The organism is Streptomyces sp. SID13726 (assembly GCF_010548375.1).
GTDB lineage: Bacteria > Actinomycetota > Actinomycetes > Streptomycetales > Streptomycetaceae > Streptomyces.
Map to the genome: position 1 here is coordinate 83,107 of NZ_JAAGLY010000028.1, position 16,274 is coordinate 99,380.

Annotated in this window: 10 protein-coding genes, 1 tRNA gene and 1 riboswitch; of the genes, 6 read left to right on the forward strand and 5 right to left on the reverse strand. The window is 72.6% G+C overall.

Translation table 11 applies throughout. The features are described from left to right. Positions 1-15 precede the first annotated feature (15 nt). The 4 genes from G3I78_RS40975 to G3I78_RS40990 all read left to right on the forward strand — a co-directional run bounded on the left by G3I78_RS40975 (position 16) and on the right by G3I78_RS40990 (position 3,722). Positions 16-89, forward strand: a tRNA-Met gene (locus G3I78_RS40975). Positions 90-196: 107 nt separating this feature from the next. Beyond that, a complete protein-coding gene (locus G3I78_RS53040; RefSeq protein WP_164434454.1) occupies positions 197-1,282 on the forward strand; it encodes a PP2C family protein-serine/threonine phosphatase in 1,086 nt (361 codons plus the stop codon). 224 nt (positions 1,283-1,506) lie between these two features. After that, positions 1,507-1,664: riboswitch (cyclic di-AMP (ydaO/yuaA leader) on the forward strand. 11 nt (positions 1,665-1,675) lie between these two features. Next, positions 1,676-2,701: a M23 family metallopeptidase gene (locus G3I78_RS40985; RefSeq protein ID WP_164434456.1), complete on the forward strand. Its 1,026-nt coding sequence runs from the start codon at positions 1,676-1,678 to the stop codon at positions 2,699-2,701. 67 nt (positions 2,702-2,768) lie between these two features. Then, on the forward strand, positions 2,769-3,722 hold the full coding sequence (locus G3I78_RS40990) for an aldo/keto reductase (protein ID WP_164434458.1): 954 nt from the start codon (positions 2,769-2,771) through the stop codon (positions 3,720-3,722). 15 nt (positions 3,723-3,737) lie between these two features. Here the strand turns inward: G3I78_RS40990 and G3I78_RS40995 are convergent, their stop codons facing one another. From G3I78_RS40995 to G3I78_RS41010, 4 genes are all read right to left on the reverse strand, one after another. Next, entirely contained in the window at positions 3,738-5,093 is a 1,356-nt protein-coding gene (locus tag G3I78_RS40995) for a PrsW family intramembrane metalloprotease (RefSeq protein WP_164434460.1), read from the reverse strand. Between the two features lie 40 nt (positions 5,094-5,133). After that, a complete protein-coding gene (gene trmB, locus G3I78_RS41000; RefSeq protein ID WP_164434463.1) occupies positions 5,134-6,009 on the reverse strand; it encodes a tRNA (guanosine(46)-N7)-methyltransferase TrmB in 876 nt (291 codons plus the stop codon). 34 nt (positions 6,010-6,043) lie between these two features. Further along, a complete protein-coding gene (gene lhgO, locus G3I78_RS41005; RefSeq protein WP_343243971.1) occupies positions 6,044-7,264 on the reverse strand; it encodes an L-2-hydroxyglutarate oxidase in 1,221 nt (406 codons plus the stop codon). 73 nt (positions 7,265-7,337) lie between these two features. Next, positions 7,338-8,762 carry an MFS transporter gene (locus tag G3I78_RS41010; RefSeq protein WP_164434467.1) on the reverse strand — a complete coding sequence of 475 codons (1,425 nt, stop codon included), beginning with the start codon at positions 8,760-8,762 and terminating at the stop codon, positions 7,338-7,340. A gap of 683 nt (positions 8,763-9,445) precedes the next feature. Between G3I78_RS41010 and G3I78_RS41015 the strand changes: the two genes are divergently transcribed. Both G3I78_RS41015 and G3I78_RS52445 read left to right on the forward strand, forming a co-directional pair. After that, positions 9,446-11,524: an asparagine synthase-related protein gene (locus G3I78_RS41015; protein WP_164434469.1), complete on the forward strand. Its 2,079-nt coding sequence runs from the start codon at positions 9,446-9,448 to the stop codon at positions 11,522-11,524. 450 nt (positions 11,525-11,974) lie between these two features. Next, complete coding sequence (locus G3I78_RS52445) at positions 11,975-15,448, forward strand: BTAD domain-containing putative transcriptional regulator (protein ID WP_343243970.1); 3,474 nt, start codon at positions 11,975-11,977, stop codon at positions 15,446-15,448. A 15-nt stretch (positions 15,449-15,463) separates the two neighbouring features. On the opposite strand, the gene G3I78_RS41030 is transcribed toward G3I78_RS52445, so the two are convergent. Next, positions 15,464-16,274 (reverse strand): NPCBM/NEW2 domain-containing protein (locus tag G3I78_RS41030; RefSeq protein ID WP_203616192.1); only part of this gene is annotated, 811 nt, incomplete at its 5' end.

Sequence of the window (16,274 nt, forward strand, 5' to 3'; positions counted from 1 at the left end):
TAGTGAACACACCGACGCGGGGTGGAGCAGCTCGGTAGCTCGCTGGGCTCATAACCCAGAGGTCGCAGGTTCAAATCCTGTCCCCGCTACTCAAGGCTCAGGGCCGGAGTCCAGTCACTGGACTCCGGCCCTGAGTGTTTCCCCCGGTCGGTCCACCCGGCTCGCCCCGCGCTCCCGCGCCGGGAAACCTGGAGGGGTGGAGCAGGAGGGGCCGATCTCGTACGCGCGCACCTTCGTCCGCGCGCTCCCGGCGCTGCTGCTCGTCGTCGGGGCGTTCTACGACTACCTCACCCCGATGCAGTTCTCCGCGGCTCCCCTCTTCACCGCCGCGCCCCTGGTCGCCGCCCCGCTGTACTCGCGGCGCGGCACCGTCCTGACCGGCGCCGCCTCCGTCCTCGTCGTCCTGGCGATCCACACCCGGCTCGGCATCCTCCTCGAAGCCGACGCCGTCACCGAGCTGGTCACCGTGGTGACGGTCGCCGTCCTGGCCGTCCTCATCAACGTCCTGGTCCGCCGCAGCAGCGAACAGCTCGCCTCGCAGCGCGAGATCGCCGAGGCCGCCCAGCGCGCGGTGCTGCCCCGGCCGGGCGAGCGGATCGGCGGGTTCGCCGTCGCGGTGCGCTACGAGGCGGCCCAGGCGGACGCGTTCATCGGCGGTGACCTGTACGCGGTGCAGGACAGCCCGCACGGCGTACGGCTGATCGTCGGGGACGTGCGCGGGAAGGGGATGGGCGCGGTGGCGGCCGTCGCGATCGTCATCGGGGCGTTCCGGGAGGCCGCCGAGCAGGAGGCCACCCTTGAGGCCGTCGCCCAGCGTCTGGAGCGGGCGCTGGCCCGGGAGGGTACGCGGCGGGACAGCGTCGACGCCTTCGAGGGGTTCACCACGGCCGTCCTCGCCGAACTCCCGCACGGCGACGGGGCCGTACGGATCGTCAACCGGGGGCATCCGCCGCCCCTGCTGCTGCACGCCGACGGCACGGTCGACGCGCTGCCCGCCCGGGAGCCCGCGCTGCCGCTCGGCATGGGCGAGCTCGGCACCTGGCCCGACCGCGCCGAACAGCACGGCTTCCCGGCCGGGGCCACGCTGCTGCTCCACACCGACGGACTGTCCGAGGCGCGGGACGCGCAGGGGCGGTTCTACGATCCGCGGGCGCGGCTGGCCGGCCGTTCCTTCGCGGAGCCCGGCGCGCTGCTCTCCGCCCTCGCGGCCGAGGTGCGCCGGCATTCCGGCGGGTTCCTCACCGACGACATGGCGCTGCTCGCCGTACGACGGCCTTCGTGACGTGGTGTGAGCGGGCGAGCGCCCTCCGCATAACAACTGACATACCGTCAATCCCTGTGCGTCGACTGAGGCAAGGTCAACTCGCCCGTTTTTCGCCGGTCATGGGCCGTAAGTCCTGCGGGATTTCGTTAATGATCAAGCGGAACAGCTTGGAATCGAGCCCCCGGGTCTATTAACGTTCGATAACGCAGCGCGGTCGTCCCAGCCGTCACAAGAGACGGCTCCGTGCTCACGCGCCGAATTCCGCAAGGGAACCGGGGAACCACCAACTTGGGGTGAATCGCTCGTACTTCGCCGTGGCAGCACGGCGGATATACGCGCGTAGGAGACCTTCCTGCTCCGAACCCGTCAGCTAACCCGGTAGGCGAGAAGGAAGGAAAGGAGCACGCCCACGTGGCGTCCAACCCGCCTGCCCCCGAGGCCCCTCCCGTACCGCGCAGCACTCTCGTGTACGGCGGCTACCAAGCCGACGACGAGGCCCCGGTCGGCGAGTGGAACCCGACCGCGGATTCCCTCGCCCCCGTACGAGGCCGGCACCGTGTCGCCAAGCAGCGCGGCGGAGGTTTCGCCCGCAGCTCCACCGTTCTCGGCGTCGGTGTCATAGCCGCCGTCAGCGCCGGCGGGATGGCCAGCGCCAACACCGGCAAGCCGCCCGTGTCGATCTCGATGCCCGACCTGCCCAACGTGGGGTCGCTCATCTCGGACGACTCCGGCTCCGCCGCCGCCGACACCAGCGCCTTCAGCAGCGTCGGCGCCACCACCGCCGACACCGCCAAGGGCACCTCGGACGCCGGTGAGGCACTGCGCTCGCGGATCCTCGCCCAGGCCGAGACGCAGCAGAACCAGATCGACACCAAGGCCGCCAAGGCCGTCGCGGACGCCGCCCAGAAGGAGGCCGACGAGGCAGCCGCCAAGGCGGAGAAGGACGCTCAGGAGAAGGCCGCCGCCGCGAAGAAGAAGGCCGAGCAGGCCGCCGCGGAGAAGGCCGAGGCCGCGCGCCTGGCCGAGCTCGCCAAGCAGTACACGCTGCCGACCTCGTCGTACACCATCACCTCGACCTTCGGTCAGGCCGGTTCGCTGTGGTCCTCCGGCTACCACACGGGCCTCGACTTCGCGGCGCCCACGGGCACCCTCATCAAGGCGATCCACAGCGGCACCATCACGGAGGCCGGCTGGGCCGGTTCCTACGGCTACCGCACGATCCTCACCCTCGACGACGGCACCGAGCTGTGGTTCTGCCACCAGTCCTCGATCAGCGTCAGCGTCGGCCAGAAGGTCGGCACCGGTGACGTGATCGGGCGCGTGGGCGCCACGGGCAACGTGACCGGCGCGCACCTGCACCTGGAGGTCCACCCGGGCGGCGCGGCCGACGGGATCGACCCGATGGCGTGGCTGCGGGGCAAGGGGCTCACGCCCTGAGGTTCTTTACGGAACTTTGTCGCAGGCATCGGAAGATCGGCTTCCGGTGCCTGCGTTGTCGTAGGACATGACTTCCTCTCCCCTTCGCAAGCTCGGCTCCTCCGATCTGGAGGTCTTCCCGCTCTCCCTCGGCGGCAACGTGTTCGGCTGGACCGCGGACGAGTCCCACTCGTTCGCGGTCCTCGACGCGTACGCGGCCGCGGGCGGCAACTTCGTCGACACGGCCGATTCCTACTCGGCGTGGATCGACGGCAACTCCGGCGGCGAGTCCGAGACCATCATCGGCAAGTGGGTGGCGGCCCGCGGCAACCGCGACGATGTCGTCATCGCCACGAAGGTCAGCCAGCACCCCGCCTTCCCCGGCCTGTCCGCCGCGAACATCAAGGCGGCCGCGGAGGCCTCGCTGCGCCGCCTGGGCACCGATCACATCGATCTGTACTACACCCACTTCGACAAGCCGGAGATACCCGTCGAGGAGATCATCGGCGCGCTCGACGAGCTGGTGAAGGCGGGCAAGGTGCGGGCGATCGGCGCGTCCAACATCTCCGCCGAGCGCCTCTCGGAGTCCCTCGCCTTCTCCGACCGCGAGGGCCTGGCCCGGTACGTGGCCGTGCAGCCGCACTACAACCTGGTCTCCCGCGACACCTACGAGGGCGACCTCCAGGCCGTCGTCGCCCGCGAGGGCCTCTCCGCGGTCCCGTACTCCGCCCTCGCCTCCGGGTTCCTCACCGGCAAGTACCGCGCCGGTACGACCGTGGACAGCCCGCGCGCGGTGGCGGGCGCCGGCAAGCACCTCGACACCGAGCGCGGCCGGAAGGTCCTCGCGGCCCTCGACGACATCGCCGAGGCACACCGGGTCCCCGTCGCCACGGTCGCCCTCGCCTGGCTCGCCGCCCAGCCGACGGTCACGGCCCCGATCGCGTCCGCGCGCACGGTGGAGCAGCTGCCGGCGCTGGTGAGGGTGGCGGAACTGGCGCTGACGGAGGAGGAGCTGGCACGGCTGACGGAGGCGTCGGCCTGATCCAAACGACAGGCCCTACGTCCGGTACGGGTTGTACGCGGGGTACGGCACCGTCGGCTGGACCGGATGCGTGGGGTGGGCCGTCGGGTGGGTCGGGTAGCCGTACACCCCGTACACCGGCCAAGGCGGCGCGGCCACCGGTACCGGCGGTGCCGTCATCCGTGCCGCGTGGTCCAGCGCGGGCCGCGCGATCTCGCGGCGCCACCACAGCTCGTGCAGCAACTCCCGTTCCCGTACGACGAAGTCGGGCCCGGCCTTGCCGAGCCGCCCCCGTCGTCGTAGGAACGCGAGAGACGTGGCGTAGGACTCGTACTGCGCGACCGCCCGCCCCGCGGGCCGCCCCCCGAGCTGCCGCCGCGCGTACTCCCGGGCCACCCGCCGCGCCCGCATCGAGCCGAGGACGTACGGCTCGGTCGGGGTCAGCCAGCCGGCGACGGCGTACGCGGGCAGCTCCTCGCGCACGGTCTTCAGCTCCCGCTGCCGCGTCCAGACGACCAGCCAGGTCAGCAGCGCGAACGCCGGCACCATGAACATCGCGTACACCGCGAAGAACCCGTACTCCCCGAACGTCGACGAGCCGTTCCACATCGCGTGCATGCCCATCGCGAGCAGCAGGCCGGAGAGCGGGACGAGCACCCGCCGTACGTGCTGGTGCTCCGCCGACAGCGCGGAGACGCCGAAGCCGATGCCGGTCAGGACGGTGAAGAGGGGGTGCGCGAACGGTGACATCACCACGCGCACGAAGAAGGTCGCGGCGGTGACGGAGGCGATGCCGCGGTCGCCGGTGAGCTGGTCGGTGCCGAAGGCGGTGCCGAGGTAGAGGATGTTCTCGGTGAACGCGAACCCGGTCGCGGTGACCCCGGCGATCACCACTCCGTCGACGATCCCGGTGAAGTCCCGTCTGCGGAACAGGAAGACGAGCAGGACGGCGGCGGCCTTGGCGGACTCCTCGACGACCGGCGCTATCACGGTCGCGCCGAGCGTGTCCGCGCTGGAGGGGTCCGCGGTCGCCGTGGCTATCCACTTCGTCGCGAAGCTGTTGGCCACGATCGCTATCAGCGCCGCCGCGCAGGCGCCCCACGCGAACGCGAACACCAGGTTGCGCCAGGGCCCTGGTTCGACCCGGTCGAGCCAGCGGAAGGCGGCCAGGAGCAGCGGCACCGGCAGCACGGCCAGCCCGAGTCCGACCAGGAACCCCTCGGTACCGGTCTGCTGCCGGACCAGGGCCAGGATGACGAGCCCGGACAGCGCGAGGAGCGTGATCAGCGCGCCGTAGCGCACCCACTTCCGCTGCCACCAGTGCGCGTGCCGCAGCGCGCCGCCACCGGTGGGGTCACCGGGGTGCGTCGGATACGGGGGACAGGTGGCCACGGCATCGACCTTAACGAGACGGCGGGGACTGCTGGAACGCTCAGGCGCCGGAGGAGGGTTGGTCGGATCGGTCGGATCGGTCGGAACGGTCCGGTCGGTCGCCGTGCTGTACGCGACGGAACAGCAGGTCGTTCACGACATGTCCCTTGTCCAGTCCCTGCCCCTCGAAACGGGTCAGCGGCCGGAAGTCGGGACGCGGCGCGAAACCGCCGTCGGCCTGGGTGTTCTCGAAGTCGGGGTGCGCGTCCAGCACTTCGAGCATCTGTTCGGCGTACGGCTCCCAGTCGGTCGCGCAGTGCACGGTCGCGCCGGGCCTGAGCCGGGTCGCGGCCAGGTCCAGGAACTCCGGCTGGATCAGCCGCCGCTTGTGGTGCCGCTTCTTCGGCCAGGGGTCGGGGAAGTACACCCGCAGCCCGTCGAGCGAGTCCTTCATGAGCATCTCGCGCAGCAGGATGATGGCGTCGCCGTTGCAGACCCGGATGTTGGTCAGGTGGTGCTGCTCGGCCAGGTTGAGCAGGTTCCCCTGGCCCGGGGTGTGCACGTCGACGGCGAGGATGTTGGTGTCCGGGTCACCGGCGGCCATCTGCGCGGTCGCCTCCCCCATCCCGAAGCCGATCTCCAGCACGACGGGACGGTCGTTCCCGAACAACTCGTCCGGCTCGACGGTCCACTGGCCGTCGATGTCCAGCCCCCACCGGGACCACAGCCGCTGCAACGCGTCCGCCTGCCCCGCCGTCACCCGGCTCCGCCGCGGCTGGAAACTCCGGATCCGCCGCTCGAAGTGCGAGCCCGCGGGATCGGCACTGGGCCCGTCGGGAAACCGCGGCTCGCCCTTGGTCCGGGTGTGCCGGACGGACACACCGGGGGTGTGCGGCGAGGGCTCGGTGGCATCGGGAGTGTTGAGGGAATCAGACACAGTGGGGACGATTTTACGTGAATCCAGTGGTCCGTCACACGGCCCGCAGCGCTTCCAGGGCCCGCCGGGCCACCTCCCGCCCGATCGGCAGCGAGGCGGTCGCCGCGGGCGAGGGCGCGTTCAGCACGTGCACCGCCCGGGCGCCCTCCTTGATCAGGAAGTCGTCCACCAGCGTCCCGTCCCGCAGCACCGCCTGCGCCCGCACCCCGGCTGCCGAGGGCACCAGGTCGTCCACGGTCACCGCCGGCAGCAGCCTGCGCACGGCCGTGGTGAACGCCCGCCGGGACACCGACCGCCGCAGCTCCCCGGCTCCGTACCGCCAGTGCCGCCGCGCTATGTGCCAGGACCCCGGCCACGCCAGGGTGGCGCCGAGCTCCCTGGGCCGTACGACGCCCCAGTCGTAGCCCTCCCGGGCCAGCGCCGGTACCGCGTTCGGTCCGATGTGGACGCTTCCGTCGATCCCGCGCGTGAGGTGCACGCCGAGGAACGGGAACGCCGGGTCCGGCACCGGGTACACCAGGCCCCGCACCAGCTCGGGCCGGGCCAGCGTGTAGTACTCACCCCGGAACGGCACGATCCGCATCCCGGGGTCGTCCCCGGTCAGCCGGGCCACCTCGTCGCAGTGCAGCCCGGCGCAGTTCACCAGCACCCGCGCGCGTACGACGTCCCCCGCGTCCGTGCGTACGGCGACCCCGAGCTCGGGCCTGCGGTCGATCCGGCGCACCCCCGCGCCGTACCGGATCTCCGCCCCGGACGCCTCGGCCAGCTGCCGGGCGACCCCGACGAAGTCGCACACCCCGGTCGTCCCGACGTGTATGGCGGCCAGGCCCTCCACCTCGGGTTCGTACTCCGCGATCTGGGCGGCGCCCAGCTCCCGCACCGGAATGCCGTTCTCCCGGCCGCGCTGGACCAGGCCGTGCAGCCGGGGCAGCTCGCCGCGCTCGGTGGCGACGATCAGCTTGCCGGTCACCGCGTGCGCGATGCCGTACTCCGCGCAGAACTTGACCATCTCGGCGGCTCCGCGCACGGCGTACCGCGCCTTGAGCGAGCCGGGGCGGTAGTAGATCCCGCTGTGGATCACCCCGCTGTTGCGCCCGGTCTGATGCCGGGCGGGCCCCGCCTCCTTCTCCAGCACGGTGACCCGAGTCCCGGGCGCGGCCCGAGTGATCGCGTACGCCGTGGACAACCCGACAATGCCCCCACCGATCACGAGCACGTCACAGTCGTAAGCGATCCCGGACAGCACCTGCACCACCTCCCACCCCCGATAGTGCACTGCACCACTGACAGTCACTTCAAACGCGGGGTGCGGTGATGTCGTCCCGGGCTCACGCCGGAGCCATCAGCAGCGGCCTGGCCCGCTCCCTCAGCTCCACCACCCTCGGCTCGTCGCCGTACGGCTCCAGCCGGTGCAGCAGGTCCTTCACGTACTCGGTGGTGCGGGCCGAGGAGATGCGCCCCGCGACCTCCACCGCCCGCACGCCCTGCTCGCACGCCGCGTCGAGATTGCCCGACTCGAGCTCGGCGACCGCGGAGACGACCAGCCGCAGTCCGTGCGAGCGCACGAACTCCTCCGTCGGCTTCGACAGCGCCTGCTCCGTGAACCGCCGTACCTGCCGGGGCGCCTTCAGGTCGCGGTAGCACTCCGCCGCGTCCGCCGCGAACCGGTCGTAGGAGTAGAACCCGAGCCACGAGGGGTCGTTGTCGCCCTCCCGCGAGCGCTCCAGCCACCCCTCGGCGGCCTTCAGCGCCGCTCCGGCCGCCGCCGCGTCCCCGGCACGCGCGTGTGCCCGCGCCTCGACGAGCCGGAAGAAGCTCATGGTGCGGGCGGTCGCGAGACCACGGTTGCGCTCCAGGGCGGCCTGCGCGAGATCGACGCCCTCGTCGCCGAAGCCCCGGTAGGTCGCCTGCAACGACATCGACGCCAGCACATAGCCGCCGAGCGGTACGTCGGCCGCCGCGCGGGCGAGCCTGAGCGCCTGGATGTAGTACCGCTGGGCCGCTTCCTGCTGACCGGTGTCGAAGGCCATCCAGCCCGCGAGCCGGGTGAGCTCGGCGGAGGCGCCGAACAGCGCCCGGCCGACCTCGTCGGAGTACGAGCCGAGCAGCAGCGGTGCCGCCTCCACCCGTAAACACTCCGGCACCATGGACGAACGCCAGTCGCCGCCTCCGTACTTGGAGTCCCAGCGCCTGGCGTCCTCGGCGGCCTCCCGCAGCTTCTGCACATCGCTGTGGCCGACTTTGAGCGGTGCGCCGGTGCCCTCGGAGTGGTTCACCTCGCGCGCGACCGAGCTGTCGGCCGGGGTTATCAGCCACCGTGAGGCGGGCGTTGCGTATGCGCTCACTGCGAACGAGCCCGCCAGGGACTGCCAGATGCCGCCCGTGCCCGCGCGGCGGCCGGCGAGGTCGAGACGGTAGAGCTCCGTCGCCGACCGGACCGCCTGGCCGACGTCCCTGGGGAAGGCGAGGCCCACCTCCGGCGCGGGATCCGCGTCCGCCAGGCCGATCTCGTGGAGCGGCACCGGGCGGCCGAGCTTCTGGCCGATGGCGGCGGCGATGAGGTGCGGCGCCGCACCCTGCGGCACCATCCCCTTCGACACCCAGCGCGCCACCGACGTCTTGTCGTAGCGAAGTGTCAACCCGCGTTGGGCGCCAAGATCGTTGACGCGACGCGCGAGTCCTGCGTTGCTGATTCCCGCGAGGGCGAGAACGGCGCCGAGCTTTTCGTTCGGCCCGCGTTGCTCCCTGGACATGCGCCACCCCTCGACACAGACGGCTGCCGCGCTGGCATAACCACGCGGCATTCGTAAACCCAGCGTAGTTCGCCGCATCCCAAGCGTTAAGAGGCATTGTTCCGGATGGCGGGATTGTGGTCCGTACTGAAGTACGGGTCCGATACGCGCAGTTGCGTCGTGCTCCCGCTGTGTGGCCGTGCGCCTGTGCGTGCGCTCTTCTCCGGCCATCGGGGGAGCGGTTCCATGGGCCGTGCGTGGGTCGGCCCGCTGTACTGGATCCAGTGGGCTGGGGGACACCGCCGCCTACATCCCCGCGGGCGGCGGAACGGCCCGGGGGGCGAAGTGGCGTCTCCCGGGCTGCGCGCCTGTCGTGCGGCGCGCGGAGTGTGTACGGAGCGTGCGCGAGCCTGCTCCGATGGCGCCGATTTGGCTGAAAATCTACCCTCGTTCTCGCGGGCGATCAGCCCTCCCACCATGGCAGTTGAGGGCGCGTTAGGTGTTCTGGGGGAGCGTTTCGGGGGCGCATTCGCGTCGCACGCCCCTTGCCCGGCGCCGGTGTTCGCTGGCGTACGCGGGTGTTCACAGGGGCGCGTTCCCCTCGTCCCGAGCGGCTCCACCAGCTCTCCGGCAGGCTTCCTTCATGGCAGCATGGTGACCGGTTCGTACGGTGCACTGGTTGTCCACAGCCTGTGGAGGCGTCGATGCGGTGGTTGGTGGGATGGAGCAGCACCGCCGCCGGTGTTTCCGCGATCGGGACCGCGGGAGCCACCGGAAGCGACGGCGAGACCGTTCACCCGGTGGGTTCCCAACTCCTGTGGGGGGACCCGGATCCGCTGTGGGCGGTCGGCGACTGGCGCCCCGACGAGGTGCGCGTGGTGAAGGTCGACGAACAGACCCGGATCGCGGTCCTCGGCACCTGCGGCGCCTCCGACGAACAGCTGCGGGTCGGACTGCTCGCCGCGCGCGGAGGGGCACTTCGGCATCTGACGGCCTGGTCGGGCGCGTACACGGCGGTGGTCCAGGTGGGCCGCCGGATCACCGTCTCCGGCGATCTCGCGGGCGCGCGGCCGGTGTTCCACACACCCTGGGCGGGCGGCACGGCCTACGCGACCGCCGCCCTCCCGCTCGCCGACCTCATCGAGGCCAACCTCGACTTCGGTCACCTCGCCGCCCTGCTCGCCGCCCCGGACGTGCCGGCCGCGCTGCACGACTCCACGCCCTACGAAGGCGTACGGCGCATTCCGCCGGGGCACGCGCTGATCCTGCGCAACGGCGCCCGTGAGATCGCCGGGTACGAGCCGGTCGCCTCGCTCGCCGTCGCCGCGCCCACCGCCGACGCGGACAGCGCGGTCGACGGCGTACGGGACGCTCTCGTGGAGGCGGTGCGCGCGCGTCTGTCCGCGCCCCGCCACGTGCCGGACATCGACCCCGGCCCGGTGCCCGGCATGGGCCCCGCCGAACGGCGTGCCGCGCGCGGGATGCCGGTGCCGGGGATCGGGGCCGACCTGTCCGGGGGGCCCGCGTCGGGGACGCTCGCCCTGCTGGCGGCCGGGCTGCCGGGGATGCCGGGGACCGTCCTGGGACACGGCACCGGGGCCGGTGAGCGGCTGTTGGCGGTGACCTTCAACGACCTCGCGGTGAGCGGGCGGGAGGCCGAGGTGGAGCGGGCGGGGACGCTCGCGGCCAACCCCCGGCTGCATCACGTGGTGGTGGCCGGCGGTGAGGAAACGCTTCCGTACGCCGAACTGGACGGGCCGCTGACGGACGAACCCGGGCCCTGCCTGGTGACAGCCGCACGGCACCGCGCGCGGCTCGCGGCGGGCAGCGCGGACCACTTCACGGGGTACGGCGCCCGGCAGGTCCTGGACGCCCACCCGGCGCGCCTCGCCGACCTGCTGATGGACCGCAAGCGGCGCCACCTGGTCCGGCCGGTGGCCGCGCTGGCCAAGGCGGACGGCTCGGTGCTGGTCCCCGCGCGCGTGTACGGGGCGGCACGGAAGCTGGCCCGTACGCCGTACCGCGCGGGCCTGGAGGTGCTGGCCGACCGTCTCCTGCACCGGCGCTTCGACGAGCCCGGGGGTGCGGTGGGGGCCTCTCTCGCCGCGCTCACCTGGGCCAGGCCCGGGCCCGCGGCGCGCTGGCTCACCGGTGAGGCGCTGGCTGAAGTATCGGTTCGCCTACAGGGGGCCACGCATCGGTCCGGGGTGGGGCCGGGGCAGCATCCCGGTGACTTCCGCGCGCGTGCGGCGCTCGCTCGGCACGCGTCGGATCTGCGGGTCCTGGAGCAGGCCGCGGAGATCCGCTCGCAGCGGCTGCACGCGCCGTTCCTCGACAACCAGGTCGTGCGGGCCTGCCGTGCCCTCCCGGAGGCGCTGCGGGTCCAGCCGGGCGCCCGCGCGGAGATCCTCCGTACGGTGCTGGAGGGGGCGGGCGTCTCCGACCTCCCGCCCGGCTGGGGGGCACCGTCCCACGCCTCCTCGGCGGCGGCGACGCGGACGGGGTTGCGGGTGGCGGCGGACTCGCTGATGTCGCTGTTCGGGACTCCGCTGCTGGCTCAGGCGGGGCTGGTGGAGGCACGGGTCGTCCGCAAGGCGCTCCGCGGGGCGGCGGAGGGGGAGGCGCTGCCGTTGGACGGGCTGGCGGATCTGGTCTCGCTGGAGCTGTGGTTGGGGCGGTTGCTGGCTCGGCGGGGGACGTGCTGGACGGGGACGCCGGCTCGGGCGCGGGCTGTGCCGGCGGGGATTCGGCCGCAGCGCGGAGCGTTGGCCTCCGGCGGTTGAGCCGTATTCGTCTGCGGGTTCGGTGGGGGTGGGCGTTTTTGCGCAGTTCCCCGCGCCCCTGAGGCCTGCGGCGGCCCGCTCGGCCCTGGTGGGGGCGTGTGTAGCGCGTGCTCGTGGTGGTGGGGTCGGGGCCGGGGTGGGGGGTATCCGTCCTCGGTCCGGCGGCTCGGTCTCTGGAGCAGTGCTCGGTTATGGACGCCGGCCGCTGCGGGCGGACACCCCCCACCCCGTCCCCTGCGCGCCGTCGGCGGCTGACGGCCCGTGGTGGCGCGCGTGGGGCGCCGTGGTCGAGGGGGGTCGGGTATCGGCGCAGGGTGCCTGTAGCTCGTTAGGGGCGCGGGGAACTGCGCGACCAGCCACGACGCACCCGCACCCGCCCCACAACCGAACCCGGCACATCCATAGGCGAAACTCACCGACCCTCACCGAGAACCCGGCGACAATGAACCCGTGCGGTACAGAATTCTGGGTGTGACCGAGGTGGTGGGCCACGGCGAGGGCGTCGTGGCTCTGGGGGGTCCCCGGGTTCGGGCTTTGCTTGCGGCTCTGGCCCTGTATCCCGGCCGTACTCGTACATCTGAGGCGCTGATCGACGAGGTGTGGGGCGACGGCCCACCCCAGGACGCCCCCGCCGCGCTCCAGGCACTGGTCGGTCGGCTTCGGCGTGCGGTGGGGAAGGGTGCGGTCGTTTCCGAGCCCGGGGGGTATCGGCTGGCCGCGGCCGAGGACGACGTGGATCTGTATGTCTTCGAGGGACTTGTGCGACAGGGGACCGCCGCCCTGGCCGACGGCGACGCCTCGACGGCCGCTCGGGAACTCGCCGCCGCGCTCGGTCTGTGGCGTGGTCCCGCGTTCGCCGATCTTCCCGACCGTACGGCCGCGACCCGACCGGAGGCGCTGCGGCTGGAGGCCGTCCGGGGCCGGATCGAGGCGGAGCTGTCGCTCGGGCGGGCGCAGGGGGTGGTGCCGGAGTTGGTGGAGCTGACCGGGGCGTACCCGTACGACGAGTCGCTGCATGTGCTGCTCGTGCGTGCCCTGCGGGACAGTGGTCGTGGTGCGGACGCGCTCGGTGCGTACGAGACCGCGCGCCGTGTGATCGCCGACGGCCTCGGCAGTGACCCGGGGCCGGAACTCCAGGCCCTGCACAGGGAACTGCTCACACCCGCGGAACCGAGCCACCGTCGACCCACCGAACGCACCGGCAACATCCGTCCGCGCCTTAACTCGTTCGTGGGCCGGGAACCAGAACTCGACGCCATCCGTTCCGAATTGCACAGGGCCCGCCTCGTCACCCTCACCGGACCGGGCGGCTCAGGGAAGACCCGTCTCGCCGAGGAGGCCGCCGCCGGCTCACCGCAGGCGTGGCTCGTCGAGCTCGCCCCGCTCGACCGGCCGGAGGCGGTGCCGGGTGCCGTGGTCAGTGCGCTCGGTCTGCGCGAGACCGTGCTCATGACCACCGAGCTGACGGCCCCGCAGGACGACCCGCTCGCCCTGCTCGTCGAGTACTGCGCCCCGCGCAGCCAACTCCTGATCCTTGACAACTGCGAACATGTGATCGAGGCCGCGGCCCACCTCGCGGAGACCCTCCTCACCCGCTGCCCCGGGCTCACCGTCCTCGCCACCAGCCGGGAACCCCTCGGCGTCCCGGGCGAGTCCGTGCGGCCGGTCGAGCCCCTCCTCCCCGACCAGGCGCACCGCCTCTTCGCCGAGCGCGCCGCCGCCGTCCGCCCCGACGCGGACACCGTGCTCGCCGACGAGGCGGCCGTCGCCGAGATCTGCCGGCGCCTCGACGGACTGCCCCTCGCCATCGAGCTGGCGGCCGCCCGGCTGCGGCTGCTCACCCCGCGGCAGATCGCCGACCGCCTCGACGACCGCTTCCGCTTGCTCACCTCCGGCAGCCGCACCGCCCTGCCCCGCCAGCAGACTCTGCGGGCCGTCGTCGACTGGTCCTGGGACCTGCTCGACGAGCGGGAGCGGACCGTGCTGCGCGAGGTCTCCGTGTTCGCGGGCGGCTGGGAGCTGGAGGCCGCCGAGTCCGTCTGCGGAGCGCCCGCCGCCGAACTCCTCGGGGCCCTCGTGGACAAGTCCCTGATCGTGGCCACCCCCTACGAGCGCGAGGGCTCCGAGGGCATGCGCTACCGCCTCCTCGAAACCATCCAGGAGTACGCCACCGAGCGCGCCGCCGAGTCCCCCGACCTCCGCGCCACCGCCGAGCGCCGCCACCGCGACTGGGTCCGCACCCTGGTCGAGCAGGCCGAACCCCGGCTCCGTTCCGCCGCCCAACTCCCGTGGATCGCCCGCCTGGAGACCGAACTCGACAACATCCGCACCGCCCTCGACCGAACGATCACGGCAGGCGAGGAACCGGAAGCCGCCGCCATGGTCCTGGCCATGGGCTGGTTCTGGTGGCTGCGCAACTACCGCCGCGAGGGCATGTCCTGGACGGACCGAGTACTGACCCTGAGCACACCCCAGGACAGCAACGGAGCCGGGAATCAGCCGGGTCCGGTCGCAGCGATCACTTCCGCATCCACGGCCACACCGATCACTTCCGCATCCACGGCCACACCGGCCGCCTCCGCATCAACGGTCGCACCAATCACCTCCGCATCCACGGCTACACCATTCACCTCCGCATCCACGGCCGCCCCGACCACCCCCCCCCCCGCACCCGCCGACGGCGAATCCGCCCCCCAGGGGCCACCCGCACCCGACCACGAAAGCCGCACGGGTGGTGCGGGTGGGAGCACAAGGTCCGAAGGCGGAGCCGAGGACCCGGCGGCCACCCACCGCACCCGCATGAACCTCCGCATGCTCCACCTCTTCCTCAGGGCCGAGACAGAGCCCATGGACAGCCGCCTGGACCCCGGCCTCCACCGCCACGTCACCCTCGTCCGCGAACACTTCGCACAGGGCGGTCCCGACGCGGCCCGCATCCCCGGTATCGCCTGGCCCATGATCGGCCTGGTGCTCGGCGACCCCGTGGACATTCGCTCTCTCATGGACGCCTCCGTGGCCAACTGCCGCGTCCACGGCGACGACTGGTCCGTGGCGGTCACCCTGATGTTCCGCACCCACACCATGGTCGACTCCCCGGGCGGCATGGACGGCGTGGACGACGACCTGGGCGAACTGCGCACCCTCAGCCGCCGTCTCGGCGACCGCTGGCTCAGCGCCCAGGTCAGCAGCGCGGCCGGTGAGACGGCCATGGCCCGCGGCCGTCCCGCCGAGGCCAAGGAGGAGTACGAGGAGGCGCTGCGCCTCGCCTACGAGGTGGGGGCGTACGCCGAGACGCCGTTCCTGGTGGCCCGGCTCGCCGAGGTCGCGTACCGCACCGGCGACCGCGCCACCGCGCTGGCCACCCTGGACGAGGCGAGTGCCGTCGGCGACCGGTACGGCGTCCCGGAGACCCGGCCGTTCGTCTGGCTGATGCGGGCCTACATCGCCCTGGACGACAAGGACACCGCCCGTGCGCGCGAACTGGTGGACGCGGTCCGCCGGCAGATAGGCCCGGTATCGCCGCCGTCCCCGTTCTTGGTGATGCTCAACTCGATCGACGCGATGGTGACGGTCGCGGAGTCGGGCCCGGAGCGCGGGCTGCCCCTGCTGGCCGCCACCGTCCGCGAGGCGGTAGAGAAGCGCTGCGCCGACGTGATCGTGGCGACGCTGGTGGACTCCGCGGCAGCCCTGCTGTGCGACCTCGGAGACCTTCCGCGCGCCACCCGGCTCCTCGCCGCCGCCGAGCGCCTGCGCGGAAGCGATCCCCGCAACCATCCGGAGCGCACGGAAGCAGAGCGAGCGGAATCCGCCACCCGCACCGGCCTCGACCCCGAGCGGCACGCGGCGGAGCGCGCCCGCGGCAGGCTTCTCACCCCGGCCGAGATCCTCCAGGAACTCGACGAAGCACTGCCTGCGGCCCCCTGAGGGCCGGCACCGGGCTCAGCCGCAGCGGAACTTCGACTCGGCCCAGTCCGCCGGCATCAGATCGTCGAAGTGGCTGCGCGGCTCCACCACCAGCCGTACGGTCTTGCGCCCCGCGAGGTTCACATGGACGGGCACGGCCGGGTCACCGCCCTCGACCAGCCCGGACCTCCACAGCCGCACCCCGTCCGCGTAGACCGAGAAGTAGACCTTGCCGAGCCCCAGCGACATGTCGTCGACGCCGACCATCGCGTCGTAGGAGGAGCACTCGCGGTTGAGGTCGATCGTCACCGAGGAGCGGCCGTGGACGGTCACGCCGTGGCCGTACGAGGTGTGGCCGATCGAGACGCCGTAGCGCTGCCACACCCAACTGCTCTCGCCGATCCGCATCTCGGGCCGGCTGCCGTCGCCGGAGACGTCGTACGACAGCTCGCTCCACTGGTAGACGGCCGGCGGGGGAGGCGGAGTCGGCGTCGGGGTGGGAGTCGGTGTGGGCGTCGGCTTCGGTTTCGGCTTCGGGGTGGGGGTTGGCGTCGGGGTCGGCTCGGGCTTGGGCTTGGGCTTGGGGGTCGGTGTGGGGGTGGGCGTCGGGGTGGGGCTGGGGGTGGCCACGGCGACGATCACCGGCGGCTTCGGCTCGGGCTTCTTCGGGGTGGGCGTGGGTGCCGGGTCGGCGGGTTCGACCACCGGTGCGGACGCGGGCGGCTTGGCGTCCGGCTTCCTGGCCGGGCTGTCGTCGCCGACCAGCGCGAGCGCCACCGCGGCGGCGGCCACGGCGACCACACCGGCCGCGATACCCGCCTTCACCGGCGCGCCCAGGCCCTCCGAG

Bases quoted from the DNA above. Each gene is read 5' to 3' on its own strand.
- G3I78_RS40990 (WP_164434458.1), top strand. From the start codon at position 2,769: ATGACTTCCTCTCCCCTTCGCAAGCTCGGCTCCTCCGATCTGGAGGTC.
- G3I78_RS41010 (WP_164434467.1), bottom strand. From the start codon at position 8,762: ATGTCCAGGGAGCAACGCGGGCCGAACGAAAAGCTCGGCGCCGTTCTC.
- G3I78_RS41015 (WP_164434469.1), top strand. From the start codon at position 9,446: ATGCGGTGGTTGGTGGGATGGAGCAGCACCGCCGCCGGTGTTTCCGCG.